Genomic DNA, 23,116 nt, shown 5'->3' with positions numbered 1-23,116 from the left:
CACCTTGAATGTTAGAAATCAGAAGTTAGGATATAAGCAAAAAATAAAACTAACTTTTAATTTGTAACATTTAAAAACTGTACATTGAAAAATGCATATAGGAAATAATATAGATTAAGCTAGAAAGAGCTTATGGTGGATGCCTAGGCATTCAGAGTTGAAGAAGGACGTGACCGGCTGCGAAAAGCCGCGGGGAGCTGCTAAATAAGCGTAGATCCGTGGATATCCGAATGGGGCAACCCACCAGTGTGGAGCACTGGTATTATGCAGTGAAAGAAGTAGCTGTGTAAGAACAAGCAGGAGAATTGAAACATCTTAGTACCCTGAGGAAAAGAAATCAAAACGAGATTCCCTTAGTAGCGGCGAGCGAAGGGGGAGAAGTCCAAACACTAAAAGTGTAAACCTGTAGGTGTTGCTTTTAGTGGGTGTGGGATATTGTTAATTAGAGGCTACAGCCTTTAGATGGCTTAAATTTTTTGCTAAGTCGAAGGGACTGGAAAGTTCCGCCAGAGAGGGTAATAGCCCTGTAGGCGAAAAGCAAAAGAAGTCAAACGATATCCAGAGTATCACGGGACACGAGAAACCCTGTGAGAATATGGGAGGACCACCTTCCAAGACTAAATACTCCTGAATGACCGATAGTGAACAAGTACCGTGAGGGAAAGGTGAAAAGAACCCCGGAAGGGGAGTGAAATAGAAACTGAAACCGTAAGCTTACAACAAGTAGGAGGACTATTAGAAAGTCTGACTGCGTACTTTTTGTATCACGGACCGGCGAGTTACTGATCGTAGCAAAAGGTTAAGCCATAGAGGTGTAGCCAGAGCGAAAGCGAGTCTGAATAGGGCGGAAGTTATGATGAGTAGACCCGAAACCGAGTGATCTATCCATGACCAGGGTGAAGCGGGTGTAAGAGCCTGTGGAGGCCCGAACCCGGTGTTGTTGAAAAAACATGGGATGAGTTGTGGATAGGGGTGAAAGGCCAATCGAACTCGGAGATAGCTGGTTCTCCTCGAAATAGCTTTAGGGCTAGCCTCAGAGTAAAAGTTAATTGGTTGTAGAGCACTGATTGGACAAGGGGCCCAACAAGGTTACCAAATCCATTCAAACTCCGAATGCCAATTAATGTTCTCTGGGAGTCAGACTGTGGGGGATAAGCTTCATAGTCAAGAGGGAAAGAGCCCAGACCACCAGATAAGGTCCCAAAGTATATGCTAAGTGGAAAAGGAAGTGAGATCGCACAGACAACCAGGATGTTGGCTTAGAAGCAGCCATTCATTTAAAGAGTGCGTAATAGCCCACTGGTTAAGCGGTTTCGCGCCGAAAATGTAACGGGGCTAAAGCATATCACCGAAGCTGTGGTTTCTAGGAACTGTCCATAAAATTTATCTATTAATGATTTAGGATGAATTTAGATAGGTTTTATGGGCGGTTTCTAGAGAGGTAGAGGAGCATTGTGTGCTGGGTGAAGCTATACCGTAAGGAGTAGTGGACGGCACAGAAGAGAGAATGCCGGTATGAGTAACGAAAAAAGGAGTGAGAATCTCCTTCGCCGAAAGTCTAAGGATTCCTGAGGAAGGCTCGTCCTCTCAGGGTTAGTCGGGACCTAAGCTGAGGCCGAAAGGCGTAGGTGATGGAAAATCGGTAAAGATTCCGATACCACTGTAAATTGATTGAGTGAAGTGGGGACGCGGTAAAGAAGGTGGAGCATGTGACTGGAAGAGCATGTATAAGCTATTAAGCTGGGGTAAGGAGGCAAATCCCTTTACCCATCTAAACAGCTTAAAGTGATGTGGAGCCAAAAGAGGCGAAGCCACCGGATAAATCGCCAAGAAAAACCACTAACGAGATTTACAGTGCCCGTACCGCAAACCGACACAGGTAGACGGGAAGAGAATTCTAAGGCGCGCGAGAGAACCCTTGTTAAGGAACTCGGCAAAATGACCCCGTAACTTCGGGAGAAGGGGTACCCTTTAGGAATACCTAGAGGGTCGAAGTGAAAAGATCCAAGCGACTGTTTATCAAAAACACAGGTCTCTGCTAAGTCGTAAGACGAAGTATAGGGGCTGACGCCTGCCCGGTGCTGGAAGGTCAAGGAGAAGGCTTAGTACTTATGTACGAAGGTCTGAACCTAAGCCCCAGTAAACGGCGGCCGTAACTATAACGGTCCTAAGGTAGCGAAATTCCTTGTCGGGTAAGTTCCGACCTGCACGAATGGCGTAACGACTTGGATGCTGTCTCAACAAGGGACTCGGTGAAATTAAATTGCCTGTGAAGATGCAGGCTACCTGCGACAGGACGGAAAGACCCCGTGGAGCTTTACTGCAGCCTGATATTGGGTTTTGGTGTAGAATGTACAGGATAGGTGGGAGGCATTGAAGCTGGTATGCTAATATCAGTGGAGCCGTTGGTGGGATACCACCCTTTCTACAGCGGAATTCTAACTGGAGGCCATAAACTGGTCACAGGACATTGTCAGGCGGGCAGTTTGACTGGGGCGGTCGCCTCCCAAACAGTAACGGAGGCGCTCAAAGGTTCCCTCAGTGCGGATGGAAATCGCACGAAGAGTGTAAAGGCAGAAGGGAGCTTAACTGCGAGACAAACAAGTCGAGCAGGTACGAAAGTAGGACTTAGTGATCCGGCGGTATAGTGTGGAATTGCCGTCGCTCAACGGATAAAAGTTACCCCGGGGATAACAGGCTTATCTCCCCCAAGAGTTCACATCGACGGGGAGGTTTGGCACCTCGATGTCGGCTCATCGCATCCTGGAGCTGAAGCAGGTTCCAAGGGTTGGGCTGTTCGCCCATTAAAGCGGTACGCGAGCTGGGTTCAGAACGTCGTGAGACAGTTCGGTCCCTATCCGTCGCAGGCGGAGGATACTTGAGGAGAGCTGTCCCCAGTACGAGAGGACCGGGATGGACACACCGATGGTGAATCAGTTGTTCCACCAGGAGCATAGCTGAGTAGCTAAGTGTGGCAAAGATAAACGCTGAAAGCATCTAAGCGTGAAACAAACTCCAAGATAAGGTATCCCACTCTGTTAAAGAGTTAAGATCCCTTAAAGATGATAAGGTAGATAGGCCGGAGGTGTAAATGTAGTAATACACTGAGCTGACCGGTACTAATAGATCGAGGGCTTAATCATATTTATTTCCTATATGTATCTTTGAATTTACAGCTTTCCGGTGGTAATTGCGGAGGGGTAACACTTGTTCCCATTTCGAACACAAAAGTTAAGTCCTCCAGCGCCTATGGTACTGCATTGGTAACGATGTGGGAGAGTAGGTCTCTGCCGGATTCTTTTTTTATGCCTTTTTAATTTGTCTGAATATTGGAAAAATACTTTTATGCTGTCATAATTTACTTTAAATAAGTAACAAATATTTGTGAACCTCTCCACCTAAATCAAAACCAAGATTTAGAGGGAGCTTCTAACTGCTTCATATAGATTAAAGTTCAACCTATATTACTAGGTCAGTTTACAAGATGTTTGGCTTTTAAGTTTTGCTCCTAATAGTTTAGGATACCCTTAATCTTGAAGGATTGTCCACAAATCCATTATCTCTCGCCTCTTTGATAGGTCTGAGAATACATTTATCGTTATGGTATTTACGAAGTATATTAAAACTACCATTCTGATCAGCATTAATTAATAGGCCCTCGTTAGTTTTAAAGAGACCTCTAGTAATTCTTCTGGATTTATCATAGTTACTTTTATTTATTTTTTCCAGATCTACTGAACTACACCCAGAAGTATAGCTTTCATCAATTTCAACAACTTTGATACCTTTTAGTTTAGCTTTGTATTCAATTAATTTTTTTAATCTCTGAATCGGTATGTTTTTGTCAAGTGAAATTTGACCCTTTTATTAATTGAAAATTGACCCGGGTAAGCAAAAAATAATATTAATTTTATTGACCCAGCCACTCTTCAGTTTCTTTCATTCGGTAAGAATTACCATTCATATTAATTACATATGATTTGTGGGTCAATCTATCTACCATAGCTGCAGTTAATGCTGGATCATTAAACACCTCATTCCACCTCTCAAATGAGAGATTGGAAGTTATGATAGTAGATTTGCGTTCTGCTCTTAGTGAAAGAAAGGAGAATAAAAGTTCGCTTCCTTTCTGGTCAAAAGAGATGTAGCCCAATTCATCTAAAATTATTAAGTCATATTTTTGGAATTTAGATTCAAAATTAGTTAATCTTCTTTCAATTGGTTGATAAACTGTGGTACTGTGGCAAAGAAGACTTTATAGCCCTCGTTACAGGCCTTGATACCAAGGCCTATAGACAAATGACTTTTTCCAGTCCCAGGATTTCCTGAGAAAATTATGTTTCTATTTTCTTCAATAAATTTAAGCGACTTTAACTCTTTAAACTTAGCTTGAGCACTCTCAGGTAGATAGTCTACAATTAGGGTATCCAAATATTTTTTGTATGGGAATTTAGCATTTTTAATCCTATTTTTACGGCCATTTTCTTTACGCATATCATATGCATCTCGAAATAGATCTCTTAATAGTTCTTCGTAAGGTGTATTGTTGCGATAAGCTTCAGCCAGTTTTTGATTTAAGTCGTTTCTAATACCAGCAATCTTTAGTTCTTTGATGTAATTTTTAGTTTCCAGTATTATTTCTTTATTCATTACTGGATCACCTCCTGATGATTTTGGAGACTAAACATAGTATCCCATTTTTTTAATAGTTCCAGAGAATTCTCATTTATTTCACTGGAAATTGTAAAATCAGGAGTATTCTCCTTTTGAACTAACACTTTGATATTAGCAGTTGTTACCATTGACTTTTTGTTTTTAGAAAGAGTTTCTATAGCACCCTTAATTTCATCCAGACCTTTCTCACTTACCAGTTCTAAAAGCTCTATGAATTCTTTAGTTTTTCTGGTATAATTATCGTAGTATAATTTATATATCTCTTTGAGGTCTGGTGCCATTTGATGAAAAGCTAGGGATTTTTCAATGCACCAGGCTTTCTTTTTAGAGTTAGAAGATAATGTTCTATTTCAATACTGCATTTATGAACTTCATATATTCTCTGATGCTTTGCTACCAGCTCATCGTTGTAGTATATTTTTATATAATCTGAGTAAATTCTGCTGTTAACAAATCTTCCAACAAGATGATCAGGTACAGAATATTTATTCTGCTCAAAGGTTACAAAGCTGTATTTATTGACTCTACATTCTTTTTCTCTGCAGGCCTCATATGGAGGTTTTAAAGGCAGTAGATATGGTATTTCCTGCTGCCAGAGCTCATATGGTGATCTGTTATCTAATTCAGCTTTTTTTCATTGAGTTAAGCCTTTTTAGTCCTGCAGCAAGATACTCATTTGCTTCTTCTATGGATTCAAAACTTGTTTTCTGGGAGAAGATCCGCCGCCTGACGAAATCAACGCCTTTCTCAACTTTTGCCTTTTTCGTTCCCGCGATATGCGTTACAAAAGCGGTATTTAAAGCCATAGTAGAGGGAAAGCTTAACTAGATCCTCAGTAGCTTCTTTTTCAGAAGGACCAACGAATCTTTTTACAGCCTGTTTTAAATTATCATAAACTACTTCATGATATACTCCATTGAAGTTCTTAAATGCTTTAACATGAGCATCTAAAAATGAAGTCATCTTTTTATTAGCATAAAATTTACCATAGTGATGAAAACCAAAACCAGTTGTGAATAGAGCCATATTAAGGGTTTTGTTTTTACCTGCAATTTCTAAATTGGCTTCACCATAGTCGAACTGAAGGGATTCTCCTTCATGATAGAGCTGTTTTATATATGCTTCTTTGGCTGCATTTTCATAGGTGTTTCTGATGTAGTTGCAGACTGTTGAGTAACTAATATCATGACCTTTACCGAGCAGATATTCATGAATATCAATCTTTTTACGCTGCAGCTTACGCATACCTGTTGCTCGCCGTTTTTTGTTTTCTTTAATGCAGTAATCAATATCTTTTTTGATAGCTTCATTCATTTTATATTTATTACGGTTAGAGCTGTCATACTCAGGAGTTTCTACTAGAGATTCAATTAAGGTTAATATTTCATCTCTGGATTTTGCTTTATCCAGATTCTGAAGTTTTTCTTCATGATCTCGGATATATTTGCGGATAGTATTTCTTGAAAATTCTGACTCTCTAGCTATTTTTCTAATTGATTGACCCTCGACAAAATGTTTAATTAGAATATCGGCTTTTTCATTCAATTTTATCACCTTTTTCACCTGCCCATAATTTTTATTTTATTATGGACAGTTTATATTATCTATTTAAACGGGTCAATTTTAAATTATTATCCTGGGTCACTTTTAGATTATCATATACATCGGTATTTGGACAAAAGATTTAAGTTTGCTGCATTGTTTAATATTTTTTATATCTCCAATTACAATAGTTTCTACTTGATTTTCAATTGCTAAATCAACTATTTTGCAACTAGCTTTATGGAGATAATCTCTAATATAATTTTTTCTCTTTAATCTCAGATATTTTATTCGTTTAGTATCTCTAATTTTACTGGTAGCTAACTGCCTCATTCTAATGCTTTGTAGTCTGGCAATTTCTTTATTAAAATAAGAATTTTTGGATTTAATAGTTTTACCATTGATAATATAACAATCAGAATTGTTTTTAAATGTTAAAGTAGCCAAATTATCAAGACCTAGATCAACTGCCATTATGTTAGATTTCTTACTTTCTTTTGCCTCTTTAACTTTGTAGATAATTAAGAGATACCATCTTTTAGAAATACGGTCCTGCTTAATCTTTATCTGCTGGACAGCATCTAAATCTATAATGCTTTGAACTGCTTCAGGCAGCTCAAAATTAAGAGGCCAAATCGAATACGGTCATACTAAAGCTTTCCTTGCGTATTATAAATTAAAAGCTTTAGTGACCTTCACATTATATTTAGATTGTATCTTTTTAGATAAGGATAAGAGTAATTTGTTATCTTTAATTCTAACAGCTAAATTGGTAAAAATTATTTCACAGGGATTACTGTTCATATGTTTAAAATTAGGTGACTCTGGCTGCCCCTTATATTTTTGAGGATTCTTTTTATAATCTTTGAGAGAATTAAAAAAACTTTTCCAGTCCTTAGCTAACTGCTTTAATGCCTGTTGTCTGTTATGGGAGTGAAGGTAGTCATTATGCCAGTTATTTTTATATCTAGTTTCTAATTCAGTATAGACAGCTTTTACATCTTTATTATTTTTAATCTGATAATTGACTGTATTATATAATTTAGAGCAATGCCAGGCTAATTCATTAATTATTACTAATTGCTTATGGCTTAATTTAGGCTTGAATTTAAATGATAATCGCATTGATTTTTCACCTCCATCCTACTATAATTATATCATACATATGTTTGCTTGTAAAAGAAAACATGGAGGTTTGATTTTTATGAATAGAGACTTAAATAACAATTATCATTCTGTTTATAGTCTACAATATCATTATTGTATCTTCTGGTGGTGCTACTATTGAGACAATTAAAAAGTATATTGAAAATCAGAATAAATAGCCAATTCATCTCCAGCCAATGCATAGCTTGGATGGAGTTTTCTTGGCAATTTTAGATAAAAAAAGAGGAATTTAGACATTTATATCTAATATATAAAATTAGAGTATACAATATTTAAAAATTAGAAAGGAGAATTTTTAATGAAGAAAAAGATCTTATCTATGTTAATATTTTTATTGGCAGTAAGTTTGTTATTACCTTTTGCTGCTGCTGCCCAGGAAGGTGATGAAATTAGAGTTGCCTTCGGTGCTGATCCGGAATCTCTGGATCCATTCTATGCTCAATCATCTCCAGCAGCTATGGTTATGGTTCATATGATGGAAACATTGTTTGAGATGAAGCCTAATGGAGATATTGTTCCTTTATTAGCTGAAGATTATGATGTTTCTGAAGATGGGTTGACTTATGACCTATATCTACGTGAAGATGTAGAATTTCATGACGGTACACCTTTTAATGCAGAAGCTGTTAAGTTTAATTTAGATCGTTTAATAGAGGGTGGAGCAGTTTATTCTTTTCTAATTGATCGAATTACTACAATAGAAGTAATTGATGAATATACTGTTAGATTAAAAACTGATGAGCCTTTTGCTCCGATTTTAGCTCATTTATCTCATGATTTTATTTCAATGATTAGTCCAGCAGCTGTAGAAGAATATGGTGATGATGTTGGAAGTAATCCTGTTGGAACAGGTCCTTATATCTTCCAGGAATGGTCACGGGGAGAAGAAATTGTTATGACCAGAAATGAAGATTATTGGGGAGAAAATGCTAATATCGAAACTTTTAAAGTTTTAGTTGTACCTGAAGAAGCTACACGGGTAGTTATGCTTGAAACTGGAGAAGCACATGCTATTATGAATGTTCCATCAAGAGATGTGCCAAGGTTAAATGAAAATCCTGAAGTCACTGTAGAAAGTGTTCCAAGCTTAAGAACTCTATATATTGGTCTTCATAATCAAAGAGAACCTTTTGACGATGTTAGAGTCAGAAAAGCTGTAAATTATGCAGTAGATAGTGAAGCAATTGTTGATAATATTTTAGCTGGTGCTGGGCGTCCTTCAGATGCTCCAATTTCTCCAGATATCTTCGGCTACTCTGCTCAGGAAATTTATCAGTATAACCCAGAAAGGGCAAGAGAATTACTTGCAGAAGCAGGTTATGAAGATGGTTTAGATGTAGAATTTTATTATCCTACTGGAAGATATCCAATGGATTCAACTATATCTCAGGCAGTTCAGAGTCAGTTGGCTGCAGTTGGTATCAATGCTAAAATGACTACTATGGAATGGGCTACTTATCTTGAATTAGTTGGAAGAGCTCCCGAAGAAGTAGAACATGATATGTATTTCCTTGGTTGGGGTACAGTAACTGGTGATGCAGATTATGGTTTATATGCATTATTCCATTCAGATGAAATCGCTCCTAAAGGCAACAACTGGCACTTTGCTGATAATCCAGAGATTGACAGATTGCTTGATGAAGCTAGAGTTAATACTGATCCTGAAGCAAGAGAAGAATTATATGCTGAAGCAATTGAACTAATTTGGGACGATGCTCAGTGGCTTTTCTTACACAGTATTTCTCAATTGAATGGGGTTAGGAATGAAGTTGAAGGTTTAGTTCATCATCCAAGAGAACACATCGAAGTAATGGATGCTTATTTTGTAGAATAGAATTGGCTGAAATTAGACTTTATTTAGTTTAATCATTAAAATTAAATGGGCCCTGCATCAAGGCAAAGGCAGGGTCTTATTTTATGTAAATTTATTTACTTGGAGGGATTAATATGTCTTCGTATATTTTAAGAAGATTATTATTATTAATACCTGTTTTAATTGGAGTTGCTATTATTGTTTTTGGGATAGTAAGGTTGTTACCAGGTGATCCTGCTGTAGCAATGGCAGGAGTACACGCAACTCCACAATATATATCACAGGTAAGAGCGGAATTGGGTTTAGATGAGCCAATCCATGTTCAGTTTGGAGTTTTTGTTAATAGATTATTTGAAGGTGATTTAGGTGTTTCTACTCGAACCAGGCGGCCGGCTGCTCAAGAAATATGGCCTAGATTTAAAAACACGGTATATTTAACAGCAATTGCGCTTTTTATTGCTAGTTTGGTTGGGATAACGGCTGGAGTTATTTCATCGGTAAAACCCTATTCAATTTATGATCAAGTTGTAATGATGTTTTCATTATTTGGGGTTGCAGCTCCTGTATTCTGGTTAGGATTGATTTTAATGCTTATTTTCTCGGTTAATTTAGGCTGGTTTCCTTCGTCTGGAATGGGAACACCTCTTCATTTTGTGTTGCCTTCCCTTACACTTGCTGCTAATTCAACAGCTTTAATTGCTAGGATGACAAGGTCAAGCATGCTGGAAGTATTGAAAAACGATTATATTACTACAGCAAGGGCGAAGGGATTAAAAGAAAAAGCTATTATAATTAAACATGCTTTAAGAAATGCATTAATTCCTATTACAACAATCCTGGGATTAAGATTTGGGATGCTTTTAGGTGGAGCAGTTTTAACAGAAACTGTTTTTTCCTGGCCAGGAGTTGGACGTTTGATGGTTGATTCCATACTTGCTAGAGATTATCCGGTAGTTCAGGGTTCTGTTTTACTTTTAGCATTAATGTTTGTTATAATCAATTTATTTGTAGATATTTTGTATGCATTTTTAGATCCACAAATTAGTTATAGTTAGAGGAGGGGAAATATGCGTTTAATAGATCAAAAAGCTTTAAGACAACTAAAAAGAAATAAGTTAGCTATTATTGGAATAGTATTCATAATTTCTTTATTTATTATAGCTTTATTTGCCCCCTATATTGCCCCTCATGATCCATATCAAACTGACTTTTTTAATACATTACAGGGACCATCTAGAGAATATTTATTAGGCACTGATGATTTAGGTAGAGATGTTTTGAGCCGTCTTATTTATGGGGCTAGAATTTCTTTGACCATCGGATTTATATCTGTTGCGATAGGTTTGATTGTTGGTGTTCCTGTTGGTGCTATATCAGGTTTTTATGGCGGTAAAATAGATATTATCACGCAAAGATTCGTTGATATTATGATGGCATTCCCTGGTATGCTGCTGGCAATAATTATTGTTGCTGTGATGGGGGTTGGGCTTGTAAATGCTATGATTGCAGTAGGGATTGTCTCTATACCAACCTATATTAGGCTTGTTAGAGGATCGGTATTATCTATAAAAAACAAAGAATTCGTTCAAGCTGCTAAGGCCATTGGTGTTAGAGAATCGGTAATTATATTTAAGCATATTTTACCACACTGTCTTGCGCCAATTATTGTTCAGTCTTCACTTCAAATAGGTGTTGCAATTTTATGGGCAGCAGGACTTGGATTTCTTGGCTTAGGTGCTCAAGCTCCAACACCAGAATGGGGAGCTATTTTAAGTCAAGGGCGTGGTTATATAAGAACTGCTCATCATGTTACTACTTTTCCTGGAATTGCAATTATGTTAACAGTACTTGGCTTTAATTTGCTTGGAGATGGCTTAAGAGATGCCCTGGATCCAAAAATGAGAAATTAAAAATTTTGTAAAGTATTTGACAAAGTTAAAATTCAATGGTATACTTATTTCAAATTAAATATTTTATAAGGTAGAGTCGAAAAGATAACCTTATTGAAACCTGGGGATTACTATGTCAACGGTAATCACTTGATTTCAATAAGGTTTTTTTGTTTTTAAAATTTATTTTTGAGTCAAGAAAAGTCTATCTACCTTAAATTTTAATGAAAGGAGGATCTTATAAACTAAAAAAAACAAATAAATTTATTTAACTTTAAAATCATTTTAAATCGTGTTAAAAGGAATTAACAATAATTAGGAGGGAACTAATTGTCAAAAAAATATGATGTAATTATAATTGGTGCAGGTATTTCCGGATGTGCAGTTGCTTGGAGGATTGCACGTTATGATCTAGATATTTTATTATTAGATAAAGAAGCTGATATTGCTACAGGTACTACTAAAGCTAATACTGCAATAATCCATGCTGGATATAATGCAGATCCTAAAAAGCTTAAAGGTAGGTTAAATAATAAAGGTAATATTCAAATAAAAGAAATTGTTAAAGATTTAAATATACCCTTTGAAGAAATTGGTTCATTAGTAGTTGGAGTAGAAGGTGATGATTTAAGTGTATTAGATGATTTATTAGAAAAAGGTAAAGAGAATGGCGTAGAGGGGCTAAAAATAGTTGATAAAGAGTGGCTGCGTGAGAATGAGCCTAATATAGCTGAAAATGCAGTTGCAGCGCTTTGGGCACCTACAGCAGGTATTATAACACCTTGGGAGTTTGCTCTTGCAATGGCTGAAAATGCTGTAGTAAATGGTGCTGAAGTTCAATTAGAAACTAAAGTAGAAGATATTATAATTGAAGATGATAGGGTTGTTGGTGTAAAAACTAACCAGGGTGAATTTGAAGCTGATTATGTAATTAATGCTGCAGGAGTTTATGCAGATGAAATTTCTAAAATGGCTGGTGTAGAGAAAGTAGATATTACTCCTCGTAAGGGAGAATACTATATTTATGATCATGCTAAAGATTATGAATTAAATCATGTAGTTTTCCCAATCCCTACCCCAATTAGTAAAGGGATAGTAGTAGCACCTACAGTAGAACATAATATTTTAATTGGACCAACTTCAGAAACAGTAGACAGTAAAGAAGATCTGTCAACTACCCCAGAAGGGTTAAAAGAAGTTTATACTGGTGCGAAGAAATTATTCCCTGAATTAGATTTAAGAGATACAATTCGTGTTTTTGCAGGTTTAAGAGCTGCTGACCAGAGTGAAGATTTTGTTATTGAAGCAGCGGAAAATGTTAAAGGATTCGTTAACGTAGCAGGTATTCAGTCACCGGGACTATCATCTGCTCCAGCAATTGCAGATCTTACAGCAGAGATATTAGAGGAAGAGGGCTTAAAACTTTCTGAAAAAGATAATATTATTGAGACACGGGAAGAACCAGTAAGATTTTATGAAATGACAAATGAAGAGAGAGCAGAATATGTAAATGAAGATAAAGATTATGGTCAGATCATTTGCCGCTGTGAAACAGTATCCTACAAAGAAATTGTAGATGCAATTCATGGACCTGTAGGTGCAAGAACTGTTAATGCAGTAAAAAGAAGAACTAGAGCAGGAGCAGGAAGATGTCAGGGTGGTTTCTGTGGACCAAAAGTAGTAGAAATATTAGCAGATGAACTTGGACTTGATCCAACTGAGATTAAGCAGGAAGAAGACAATTCAAAAATTCTTGATTATAAAATAAAAGAATTACTTGAAAGCAAGGTGAGCGTTAATGCATAAAATAAACAAAGAACTTGTAGTAATAGGTGGAGGACCAGCCGGATTAGCAGCTGCCAAAGAAGCATTTGATAAAGGTATAAAAGATATAATGGTAATTGAAAGAGATATGGAATTGGGAGGTATTCTTCCTCAATGTATTCATAATGGTTTTGGTGTTCATCACTTTAAAGAAGAATTAACTGGCCCTGAATATGCTCAGCGCTTTATTGACGATGTTGCTGAGAGAAATATTGAAGTTAAGTTAAATACAATGGTTTTAGATGTATGCAAAGATAAAAAAGTATATGCGGTTAATAAAGATGAAGGATTTTCAGAAATCCAGGCTGAAGCAGTAATTTTAGCTATGGGATGTAGAGAAAGAACAGCTGGTGCAATTGGAATTCCAGGTACAAGACCAGCTGGAGTTATTACTGCAGGTACTGCTCAAAGGTATACAAATATAGAAGGATATGTTCCTGGAGATGAAGTAGTTGTACTTGGTTCAGGAGACATTGGTTTAATAATGGCTAGAAGAATGAGATTAGAAGGTGCAGATGTAAAAGCTGTTTGTGAACTTCTACCTTATACTGGTGGATTAACCAGAAATGTAGTTCAGTGTTTAGAGGACTATGATATACCCCTTATGCTGAACCACACAGTTACAGAAATAATAGGTAATGGTAAATTAGAGGCAGTTGAGATATCCGAGGTTGATGAAAATCTTAACCCTATTCCTGAGACTGCAAAAATTATCAAGGCAGATACTTTGCTATTATCTGTTGGATTAATTCCTGAAAACGAACTTTCTAAAAAAGCTGATGTAGTACTTGATGATAGAACTAGTGGCCCGATTGTTAATGAAGGTCGTGAAACTAATATAGAAGGTATTTTTGCCTGTGGTAATGTATTACATGTACATGACCTTGTAGACTGGGTAACCCAGGAGTCAGAGATTGCCGGAGATTGGGCAGCTAAGTATATTAAAGGTGACTACAAAAGAACAGATGCTGAAGTAGATGTAAAAGCAGGGGAAAATGTAAGCTATGTTATACCTCAAAAAATAGAGCTGGAGTCAGAAGATAGAAAAAGAATTCCTCTTTATATGAGAGTTTCAACTCCATTAACTGCTGTGGACATTAACCTATATGCAGATGGTAAAAAACTATATTCTTTCTCAGAACCATTTGCTAAACCTGGTGAAATGATAAGTGTTCCTTTAGCCCAAAAAACCTTAGATGGTCTAGATGACTTATCAGAAATAAGAGTAGATATTATAGAAAAGGAGGGAAATTAAATGATAGAGAAAAAACAATTAACCTGTGTTGCCTGCCCTAAAGGCTGTGAGGTAGCAGTTGAATTTGAAGGTAATGAGATCATCTCAATTGATGGACATGCTTGTCCTCAGGGAGAAGATTATGCTAAAGAAGAGGTAGTTGCACCAACAAGAATTTTACCAACCACTGCTGTTGTAAAAAATGGTTCCCTTCCTTTAGTACCAGTTAAGACAACCAAAGCAATTCCGCTTGAAGTTATACATGATGCAATGTCAATTATTGGTAGCCTAGAAGTTGAAGCTCCAATCAAAATGGGAGATGTTTTAATCGAAAACATCTTAGACACTGGAGCAGACATAGTTGCTACAAGAAATTTAGCTAGAAATTTATAAGTTTGTTTTCCCCAGGGACTTAAAAGTTCCTGGGGTTTTTAAATTTAAAATATGTTTTTTGCTTAAAATGTTAATTAAAAAGAAGGAATTTGCTATGCTAGATAAAAGTATATATAGTAATGGAAATTAGTAGATTACATTGGGGGTGTAAAATTGAGACATTTAGCAAGTTATTTTAAAAAATATCCGGTAATTCCTGCAGTAAGAGATATGAAGCTATTAGAACAGGCAATGGGGAAAAAAGAGGCGGTAATTATATTTTTACTTGCTGGATCTATTTTTGATTTAAAAGAAGCAATGGAGCTTGCCCATAAAAATGATAAAATCTTAATGATAAATATAGATCTTTTAAAAGGAATTGCCCATGACAAAAAGGGGATTGAGTATTTAGCAGAAAACAATTTATGTGATGGAATTATTTCAACTAAAAGTTATTTAATAAAAATTGCTCATAAAAATGGTTTGATGACAATTCAAAGAATATTTCTTTTAGATTCTGGTTCTTTAACAAGTGCTAAAAAAATGTTAGGAGATCGTTCAGTTGATGCGGTTGAAATTTTACCTGCTATTGCAGCTCCACATTTTATAAAAAAATCTCAACAGGATAAAAATAATAATTATCAAATTATTGCTGGAGGATTAGTAGAAGAAAAAAAAGAAATAGAATATCTGGTGGATAAAGGAGTTTTTGCAATTTCTACCAGTAGACAGGAACTTTGGAATTATTAATCATTATAAAACAAATTTAATTTAATTTTTTTATAAAAAGGGATGAAATCATCCCTTTCTTTATGATAAGATATATAAATAGATGAAACAATTAAAATATTTTTAGAAAGGATGATTGAATTGTCAATTGAAAAATCTGTAGAAATCAAAAATAGAACCGGTTTACATGCTAGACCGGCAGCTCAGTTTGTACAAAAAGCTGGTCAATTTGAATCTAAAATTAACATTATTCATGAAGGTAAAGAAGTTAATGCTAAAAGTATCATGGGTGTTATGAGTCTCGGAGCAGGTAAAGGGAATACAATTACAATTAAAGCTGAGGGTGAAGACTCTGAGCAGGCAGTAAAAGAATTGGTTGATTTTGTTGAAGTTGAGATGTTGAAAGAAGATGAGGGGTGATTTGATGCAGGGAATCGGAGCATCACCAGGAATTGCAGTTGGTAAGGTATTAATCAAAAAAGATAAAAAAGTAGAAATTGATTATGAGAACATAACAGATTCAGCGGTCGAAAAAGAAATAGCCAAACTTCACAGTGCACTTGAAAAAGCAAAAAAATCTCTTAAAGAGTTAAAAGAGAGTACTGCTGAAAAGATGGGAAAAGAAAAAGCAGAAATATTCGGAGCCCATCTGATGATTTTAGATGATCCAGAAGTTATTCCAGCTTTTGAAAATAAGATTAAAGAAGAAAAGTTAAATGCAGCAGCAGCGGTTAAAGAAGTAGTAGATGAGTATGCTGCGATGTTTTCGGCAATGGAAGACGAGTACTTAAAAGAAAGAGGAGCAGATATTAAAGATGTAGGAATGAGGGTAATTAAGATTCTGCTTGGGGTAGAAGATATAGCAGAAAAGATGGAAGAAGAGGTAGTAATAATAGCCGAGGACTTAACCCCTTCAGACACAGCTCAGCTTGATACAGAAAAAGTACTGGCCTTTTTAACCAAAGATGGCTCAAGAACATCTCATACTGCGATAATGGCAAGAACGCTTGGTATACCAGCAGTAGTAGGTTTAGGTGAAGAGCTTTTAACAGCCGCCGAAAATGATGAGGAAGTAATAGTAGATGGCAGCAGTGGTAAGGTGTATTTTTCACCTGATAAGGCAACAAAAGAAGAGTATCAAGCCAAGCTTGAAGAATATAAAACAGAGCAGAAGCGTTTAGAATTTTATAAGGACAAAAAAGCCCAGACCAAAGATGGGGTAGATATAGAAGTAGTAGGTAATATGGGTAATTTAAATGATATAGCGCCCATTTTAGAAAAAGGGGGAGAAGGAGTAGGCCTTTTCCGCACCGAATTCTTATATATGGATCGCAGTGAATTACCAACAGAAGAAGAACAATTTGAGGTTTATAAAAAAGCAGCAGAAACAATGGGTGATAGGCCAGTAGTAATCAGAACATTAGATGTTGGGGGAGACAAGGATTTACCATATTTAGATTTTCCAAAAGAGATGAACCCATTTTTAGGTTACAGAGCGATCAGAATTTGTTTAGAAAGAGATGATATCTTTAAGCCACAGCTCAGAGCACTATTAAGGGCAAGTGCCTTTGGTAATCTAAAGATAATGTTTCCGATGATAGCGACAATGGATGAGCTATTAGCAGCCAAAGCAAAGGTGGCAGAAGTCAAAGCAGAGTTAGAAAGTGAAGACAAAGATTATAATAAAGATCTAGAAATCGGGATGATGATAGAAATACCAGCAGCAGTGATGACAGCAGATCAGCTGGCTAAAGAGGTTGATTTTTTCAGTATAGGAACAAACGATTTAATCCAGTATACAGTGGCAGTAGATAGGATGAATGAGAAGATTGCTCAGATGCACAATCCTTATCATCCAGCAGTATTAAGGATGGTAAAAAAGACGATTGAGAGTGCCCACCAGGAAAATATCTGGGTAGGAATGTGTGGAGAAGCAGCCGGTAATGAACTGCTCTTACCATTTTTGCTGGGAGCAGGACTGGATGAGTTCAGTATGAGTGCTGTGTCTATTTTAAAGATCAAAGAACTGCTTTCACAGTGGACGATCAGTGAAGCAGCTCAAAAAGCAGAAAAAGTATTAGAGCTTAAATCTGTTGATGAGGTTAAAGATTATTTAAAAAGCATTCAAAAATAACTATTTATTTAAGAAAAAAAAATATTTTAAAAAATAATCCGGATAGCATAGGCTGTCCGGATTCTAATCATAATATAAAATAATAGGAGATAATTGAATAAATGTCTATTAAAGAAAATACTTTAATTTATAAATTATATTATTTAAGTTTAAAAGATATCTGGCTGGATATTTTATTGCCTATTTTACTTGGAGCAGCTTTAGCCTTGAATTTAAGTTCACAATTTAATATTATTTATTTATTAATTACTTTATTTACACTTTTAGTTTTTATAATAGCAGCTAACAGCTGGATTCAATATTTTTTTGATAAGGCCAACCTTTATCAATTTATTTATCAGCTTCACTTTTTGAAAAACAAAAAAAAATCAACTGCAAAATATTTTGAAATCGAAAAAAAAGAACTATTTTTAATCGCTATTATTTTCACTTTATTGACTATAACTTTAATTTTTTTTACTATAAACATATCTAATATTTTATTTATATTAATTATTTCATCTTTGCTATTATTTTTTCTTTATATTTTTCTTCAGGTAAAAATTATCGATAGTTATTTTGATGAATTCATAATTGGTTTACTGGGTGGCCCAATGTTAATTTCTATTTCATATATTATTCACAGTGGTGAGTTTAATCTTGCTGTTATTTTACTTTCTCTACCTATAGCTTTATTTATAATTAACTTAAGGTGGGTCAGCCAGCATAATAACAAATATTCATTTAAAGGCTTTAAAGTTTTACTGCTTTTAATTTATGCTTCTTTTGCTTTAATATTCTCATATTATAATAATGTACTCTTTTTATTATTATACATATCATTACCATTTGTAATGACTAAAATAAAAAACAAGGAAAATCTCTTGTCATACAATAAAAAATATAAAATAGTTTCTTTTTCTCGCAAGTTATATTATTACTCTACAATTTTATTAATAACCCTGCTTATATTAGATTATATTACATCAATTTGAGGTGAGATAATGAAAGAACAGGAAGAATTCAATCAATTTAGAGAGAAAATGGATAAAATCATTTTAGAAGAGGGAGATTTAAATACCAGGCGATTCTTTAATTTGGATAATAGCGTTTATCAAACTGGAGAGCTTTCTTCAAAATACAAAGAATTATTGGGTTTAACTGCATCTTTAGTTTTAAGATGTGATGATTGTATTAGATATCACTTAATTAATGCAGCTGAAGCAGGGTGGACTAAAAAAGAAATATACGAAGCACTGAATGTAGGTTTAATTGTAGGAGGTTCGATAGTAATCCCTCATCTCAGAAGGGCTGCAGAAATACTGGAAAAATTTGATTTTAATAGTGAATTTAAAACAGAAACAAAGAACTCGAATAATAAACTTACAGAAGTAAAAAAATATCAATTATATACAGATGGAGCATGTTCTGGCAATCCGGGGCCAGGTGGATATGCAGCCTTAATTTTAGAAAATGATAATCAAGAATTAGAGGAAATAAGTGGGTCAGAAGAAGATACAACCAATAATAGAATGGAATTAAAAGCTGTTATTGAAGGTTTAAAAAGAGTTCCTAAAGGAAGTAGTGTAGAACTTTTTAGTGACTCAACTTATGTTTTAAAAGGGTTGAGTAAGTGGATTAAAACCTGGAAGTCTAATGGTTGGAAAACTGCTTCAAAAAAAAATGTTGCCAATAAAGATCTATGGCAACACCTTGATAAATTAATTTCTGATTATAAACTTGAATTTCAAAAAGTGAAAGGTCATAGTGGTGATGAATATAACGAAAAAGTTGATTCTTTAGCTAAAAAGGAAATTAAAAAAGATTAGTTTTTTTGTTGACATTCATGGCAGATACCACTGAATTCGAGACGGTGGTTTTCCGCAATAAATTGGGTTTCTTCATTTATCTTATTATTTAAATCAGTATCTAAGTCAATTTCTAAATCATAAACATTACCACATTTTTCACAGTGGAAATGATAGTGATGACCAGACTTACCATCATAACGACTTTGATTACTGCCATAATCTAGCACATTTATTTTCCCCAGTTCAGCAAGAACATTTAAGTTTCTGTATACTGTTCCCAGGCTAATATTTGGGATTTCTTCTCTGACCCTTTCATATATCCAGTCAGCAGTTGGATGGGAGTCTGTGTTTTTTAGAATTCTCAAAATGGCTTTACGCTGTTTTGTCATTCTTGTTTGTTTAGCCATAATAACCTCCTTTTGAAACAAATAATAATTATTAATACTGTTAATTATATTTTAACAGAATTTATTTTTTAATTCAAGTAAATTTAACAAAAACAAAGGGTGATTAAATTGTCAAATAAAGAAAAAGAAAGAATTTTAACCGGAGATAGACCAACTGGTAAGCTCCATTTGGGTCACTATGTAGGGAGTCTACAAAATAGAGTTGAGCTGCAGGAAGAATATGATACCTTTTTAATTATTGCCGATGTTCAGGCTTTGACAACAAACTTTGAGCAACCTGAAAAATTAGGTGAGGATGTTAGACAGGTTGCTAGAGATTATCTAGCAGCAGGAATCGATCCAGAAAAAACAACTATTTTTGTTCAGTCAATGGTACCAGAAATTGCTGAGCTTACAATATTTTTCTCAATGCTGGTTACTGTAAATCAACTTCGTCATAATCCGACTATAAAGTCTGAGGCAGATCAGTATGGTTATAAAGAAATGAGTTATGGATTTTTGGGTTATCCTGTTAGTCAGGCAGCAGACATTTCTTTTTGCAGAGCTAATTTAGTACCTGTCGGTGAAGATCAAATACCTCATATTGAACAAACAAGAAAAATTGTGCGTAAATTTAATAATTTATATGGTGAAGTATTTCCAGAACCTAAAGCACTAATAAGTGATTTTCCTCGTCTGATGGGGCTAGATGGAAAAAGCAAGATGAGTAAAAGTTTAAATAATGCTATTTATTTATCTGATTCTGTTGAAGAAGTTAATAAAAAAATAATGCAAGCAAAAACTGATCCAGCTAGAATACATAAAGATGATCCAGGCCATCCAGAAGTCTGTACAGTATTCCATTATCATGAGGCTTTTAATAAAGAAGAATCAGGTGAAATTGCAAGTAGATGTAGGGCTGGAACCATCGGTTGTGTTGCTTGCAAAAAAAGAATGGCTAAAAAATTAAATGAATTTTTAGATCCAATGAGAGAAAGAAGAAAAAAATATTTAGAAAATCCAGAGCTAATTGAAGAAATCATTCAAAAAGGCACTAAAAGAGCTAGAAAAGAAGCAGCCATAACTTTAAAAAAGGTTCGAGAAGTTATGAAAATAGATTATTTTAATAATTAAAGTATTTATAAGCAGATTTTTTAGAAAGGAGAATTATATTGTCTAGTTCTAAAATTAATATTGCTTTAATTTATGGGGGAAGATCAGCTGAACATGAAGTTTCAATTCTTTCTACCCGCTCAATATATAATAATTTAGATAAAAGCAAATATAATATTTTTCCCATTGCAATATCTAAAACAGGGAGATGGTTTGAAACTGAAAAATCTCTAGAATATTTAAATAGTGAAACAAATAGTATTCCTGATCAAGCAGATAGGAAGTTGTTTCCTTTAGAAGTTATTGATTTTTTGCAGAAAAACATAGATTTAGCATTTCCTGTTTTACATGGTCCTTATGGTGAAGATGGTAAAATACAGGGTTTTTTCGAAATATTAGATATACCTTATGTTGGTTGCAATTTGAGTTCTTCAGCTGTTTCTATGGATAAAGAACTTATGAAAAAATTATTTGCTTATCATGATATCCCTCAGACTAAATTTCAGGTACTTAAAAAATCTCAATATAAAGTAAAAAGAAAAAAAGAATTTTATGAAGAATTAACAAAGAAACTCGGTCTTCCTTTTTTTGTAAAGCCAGCAAATATGGGTTCAAGTATTGGGATAACTAAAGTGAATGAGAAAAAAAACTTTGCTGAAGCAATAAATTCTGCATTTGAACATGACAATAAAATTATAATAGAAAACTTCGTCAAAGCAAGAGAAATAGAAGCCTCTATAATATCATTAGATAATGAAATCAGGGTATCTATACCTGGAGAAATTATTGCACAACATGATTTTTATGATTATAAAGCTAAATATCAAGATTCAAAGACCAGGTTGGTTATTCCAGCTGAGATAGATGATAAAATAAAAAAAGAAATAAAACTCCTGGCGGTTAAAGCTTTTAATGCAGTAGGTGGAGATGCACTGGCAAGAATTGATTTTTTTCTAACCGAAAACAATGATCTTTTAGTTAATGAAATTAATACCATGCCTGGATTTACTCAATTTAGTATGTATCCTCTTCTTTTTAAAGAAAGTGGTTTTCCCTATCAAAAGCTTTTAGATCAAATGATAGAACAAGCTTTGAATAGAGATATATAAAATGGATGAGCTAAGGGTTATTCATGCAGATATGGATGCTTTTTTTGCTGCAGTAGAAATGAGAGAAAATCCTGATATGAAGGGAAAAGCAGTTATTATTGGAGGTAAGAGTTTAAGCAATAGAGGTGTGGTTTCAACCGCATCTTATAAAGCAAGAGAATATGGGATACACTCTGCAATGCCAATTGCTCAGGCGAAAAAGTTATGTCCAGATGGTATTTATCTGCCAGCCCGCCACACATTATATAAACAGGTTTCTAAAGAAGTATTTTTTATTTTAAACAAATATACGCCTTTGATCGAAAAAATTTCTATTGATGAGGCTTTTTTAGATATAAAAGGCTGTCAGCGCCTATATGGAAGTCCTTTAAAAATTGCTAAAACAATAAAAAAAGATGTAAAAGATACTACTGACTTAACAATTTCGATTGGGCTTTCAGTTAATAAATTTTTGGCCAAACTTGCTTCAGATTTTGAAAAGCCAGATGGGTTGACGGTAATTGAAGCAGCTGAGATAAAAAAAATTATGGCAGGACTTGATATTAAAAAGATCTGGGGGATTGGAGATAGTTTTGCTAAAAAATTAAATGAGCTTGGAATTAAAAAGGTTAAAGATATTTGGCCTTATTCGCTTGAAGAATTAAAAAATAGATTCGGGAAAGCTGGAGTAAAAATATTTTACCTTTCTAGAGGAATAGATAATCGAGAAGTAGAAAGTCAAAGCGAGATTAAATCTATTAGCCATGAAGAGACTTTTGCTGAAAACATTGAAGATTCCGAGCAATTATTGGCCTATCTTTTAAAAATGAGTGAAAAAATATCTTTTCGTTTGCACAGCAATTCTTTAAGTGGTAATACTGTTTTCATCAAGGTCAGATATGCCGATTTTAAAACTTTAAACAGACAAAAATCATTTAAATTTTCTCTTGATAGTACAAAAAATATTTATAAAATTGCACAAGAATTGATTGATAAAGATGATTTATTTGATAAACCGGTACGATTACTTGGAATTGGAGTAAGCAATTTGCATGATTCTCAACAAAAGCAACTAAATCTTTTCGAAAAAGAAAATGATAATCTGGATGATACCATAGATGATATAAAAAGAAAATTTGGTTTTGATAAAATATCACGAGCTAGAAAATTATATTTAAAAAATGATGAATAAGCTTTTTGCTCAATTTATGCTAAAATCATAACGAAAATAATAAAAATAGTCTTATTTATTATAAAAATCCTTTTAAATCCAATTATTTTTAAAATAATTTTGGATTTATAAAGGATTTTTTTCTTTTATGAAGAATGATATAATTAAGTGGTAAGAAGTGGAGTAAAAG

The 23,116-nt window shown here is 34.5% G+C and carries 14 protein-coding genes, 2 rRNA genes and 6 pseudogenes; 17 read left to right on the top strand and 5 right to left on the bottom strand.

The window, feature by feature from the left end:
• The first annotated feature begins 112 nt into the window (after positions 1-112).
• Together HALSA_RS08295 and rrf are read left to right on the top strand one after the other, a co-directional pair.
• Positions 113-3,143: ribosomal RNA gene (locus HALSA_RS08295) — 23S ribosomal RNA — on the top strand.
• Positions 3,144-3,179: 36 nt separating this feature from the next.
• Positions 3,180-3,296: ribosomal RNA gene (gene rrf / locus HALSA_RS08290) — 5S ribosomal RNA — on the top strand.
• A gap of 220 nt (positions 3,297-3,516) precedes the next feature.
• On the opposite strand, the pseudogene HALSA_RS12655 reads toward rrf, so the two are convergent.
• From HALSA_RS12655 to HALSA_RS08275, 4 pseudogenes are all read right to left on the bottom strand, one after another.
• Positions 3,517-3,837 (bottom strand): annotated as a pseudogene (locus tag HALSA_RS12655) (zinc ribbon domain-containing protein); the annotation flags it as partial.
• 73 nt (positions 3,838-3,910) lie between these two features.
• Positions 3,911-4,650, bottom strand: a pseudogene (gene istB, locus HALSA_RS13360) (IS21-like element helper ATPase IstB).
• Positions 4,650-6,228: pseudogene (gene istA, locus HALSA_RS13400) on the bottom strand (IS21 family transposase). The pseudogenes istB and istA overlap by 1 nt, the downstream one beginning before the upstream one ends.
• Before the next feature lie 108 nt (positions 6,229-6,336).
• Positions 6,337-7,341: pseudogene (locus HALSA_RS08275) on the bottom strand (RNA-guided endonuclease InsQ/TnpB family protein); the annotation flags it as partial.
• Positions 7,342-7,681: 340 nt separating this feature from the next.
• Here HALSA_RS08275 and HALSA_RS08270 point away from each other — a divergent pair.
• From HALSA_RS08270 to rnhA, 12 genes and pseudogenes are all read left to right on the top strand, one after another.
• The gene (locus HALSA_RS08270) at positions 7,682-9,217 is read left to right on the top strand and encodes a glutathione ABC transporter substrate-binding protein (protein ID WP_013406130.1); all 1,536 of its coding nucleotides are present in this window, start codon (positions 7,682-7,684) and stop codon (positions 9,215-9,217) included.
• Positions 9,218-9,330: 113 nt separating this feature from the next.
• Positions 9,331-10,251, top strand: a complete 921-nt coding sequence (locus tag HALSA_RS08265; protein WP_013406129.1) for an ABC transporter permease — start codon at positions 9,331-9,333, stop codon at positions 10,249-10,251.
• A 12-nt stretch (positions 10,252-10,263) separates the two neighbouring features.
• On the top strand, positions 10,264-11,106 hold the full coding sequence (gene nikC / locus HALSA_RS08260) for a nickel transporter permease (RefSeq protein ID WP_013406128.1): 843 nt from the start codon (positions 10,264-10,266) through the stop codon (positions 11,104-11,106).
• A gap of 309 nt (positions 11,107-11,415) precedes the next feature.
• Positions 11,416-12,891: an NAD(P)/FAD-dependent oxidoreductase gene (locus HALSA_RS08255; protein WP_013406127.1), complete on the top strand. Its 1,476-nt coding sequence runs from the start codon at positions 11,416-11,418 to the stop codon at positions 12,889-12,891.
• Entirely contained in the window at positions 12,884-14,164 is a 1,281-nt protein-coding gene (locus tag HALSA_RS08250) for an NAD(P)/FAD-dependent oxidoreductase (protein WP_013406126.1), read from the top strand. The genes HALSA_RS08255 and HALSA_RS08250 overlap by 8 nt, the downstream gene beginning before the upstream one ends.
• Positions 14,165-14,536, top strand: coding sequence for a DUF1667 domain-containing protein (locus HALSA_RS08245; protein WP_013406125.1), 372 nt, complete (start codon positions 14,165-14,167; stop codon positions 14,534-14,536).
• Positions 14,537-14,689: 153 nt separating this feature from the next.
• Entirely contained in the window at positions 14,690-15,265 is a 576-nt protein-coding gene (locus HALSA_RS08240; RefSeq protein WP_013406124.1) for a glycerol-3-phosphate responsive antiterminator, read from the top strand.
• 120 nt (positions 15,266-15,385) lie between these two features.
• On the top strand, positions 15,386-15,664 hold the full coding sequence (locus HALSA_RS08235; RefSeq protein WP_013406123.1) for an HPr family phosphocarrier protein: 279 nt from the start codon (positions 15,386-15,388) through the stop codon (positions 15,662-15,664).
• Between the two features lie 4 nt (positions 15,665-15,668).
• Positions 15,669-17,378: a phosphoenolpyruvate--protein phosphotransferase gene (ptsP, locus tag HALSA_RS08230; RefSeq protein ID WP_013406122.1), complete on the top strand. Its 1,710-nt coding sequence runs from the start codon at positions 15,669-15,671 to the stop codon at positions 17,376-17,378.
• Between the two features lie 101 nt (positions 17,379-17,479).
• The gene (locus tag HALSA_RS08225; protein WP_013406121.1) at positions 17,480-18,352 is read left to right on the top strand and encodes a UbiA prenyltransferase family protein; all 873 of its coding nucleotides are present in this window, start codon (positions 17,480-17,482) and stop codon (positions 18,350-18,352) included.
• A gap of 9 nt (positions 18,353-18,361) precedes the next feature.
• A pseudogene (locus HALSA_RS13350) lies at positions 18,362-18,664 on the top strand (carboxymuconolactone decarboxylase family protein); the annotation flags it as partial.
• Positions 18,665-18,748: 84 nt separating this feature from the next.
• Positions 18,749-19,186, top strand: a pseudogene (rnhA, locus tag HALSA_RS13345) (ribonuclease HI); the annotation flags it as partial.
• Here rnhA and HALSA_RS08215 read toward each other — a convergent pair.
• On the bottom strand, positions 19,183-19,575 hold the full coding sequence (locus HALSA_RS08215) for a Fur family transcriptional regulator (RefSeq protein WP_013406119.1): 393 nt from the start codon (positions 19,573-19,575) through the stop codon (positions 19,183-19,185). The pseudogene rnhA and the gene HALSA_RS08215 overlap by 4 nt on opposite strands.
• A gap of 108 nt (positions 19,576-19,683) precedes the next feature.
• On the opposite strand from HALSA_RS08215, the gene trpS reads away from it, so the two are divergent.
• From trpS to HALSA_RS08200, 3 genes are read left to right on the top strand one after another with little or no spacing between them, the layout of a single operon-like run.
• On the top strand, positions 19,684-20,688 hold the full coding sequence (gene trpS, locus HALSA_RS08210) for a tryptophan--tRNA ligase (protein ID WP_013406118.1): 1,005 nt from the start codon (positions 19,684-19,686) through the stop codon (positions 20,686-20,688).
• 38 nt (positions 20,689-20,726) lie between these two features.
• A complete protein-coding gene (locus HALSA_RS08205; RefSeq protein WP_013406117.1) occupies positions 20,727-21,776 on the top strand; it encodes a D-alanine--D-alanine ligase family protein in 1,050 nt (349 codons plus the stop codon).
• Position 21,777: 1 nt separating this feature from the next.
• Positions 21,778-22,947, top strand: coding sequence for a DNA polymerase IV (locus HALSA_RS08200; protein ID WP_013406116.1), 1,170 nt, complete (start codon positions 21,778-21,780; stop codon positions 22,945-22,947).
• Positions 22,948-23,116 lie beyond the last annotated feature (169 nt).

The sequence above is a fragment of the Halanaerobium hydrogeniformans genome (assembly GCF_000166415.1).
In the GTDB taxonomy this organism is placed as follows: domain Bacteria; phylum Bacillota; class Halanaerobiia; order Halanaerobiales; family Halanaerobiaceae; genus Halanaerobium; species Halanaerobium hydrogeniformans.
The sequence above is the reverse complement of the archived record's forward strand: the minus strand, read 5'-3'. Positions and strand labels throughout refer to the sequence as shown.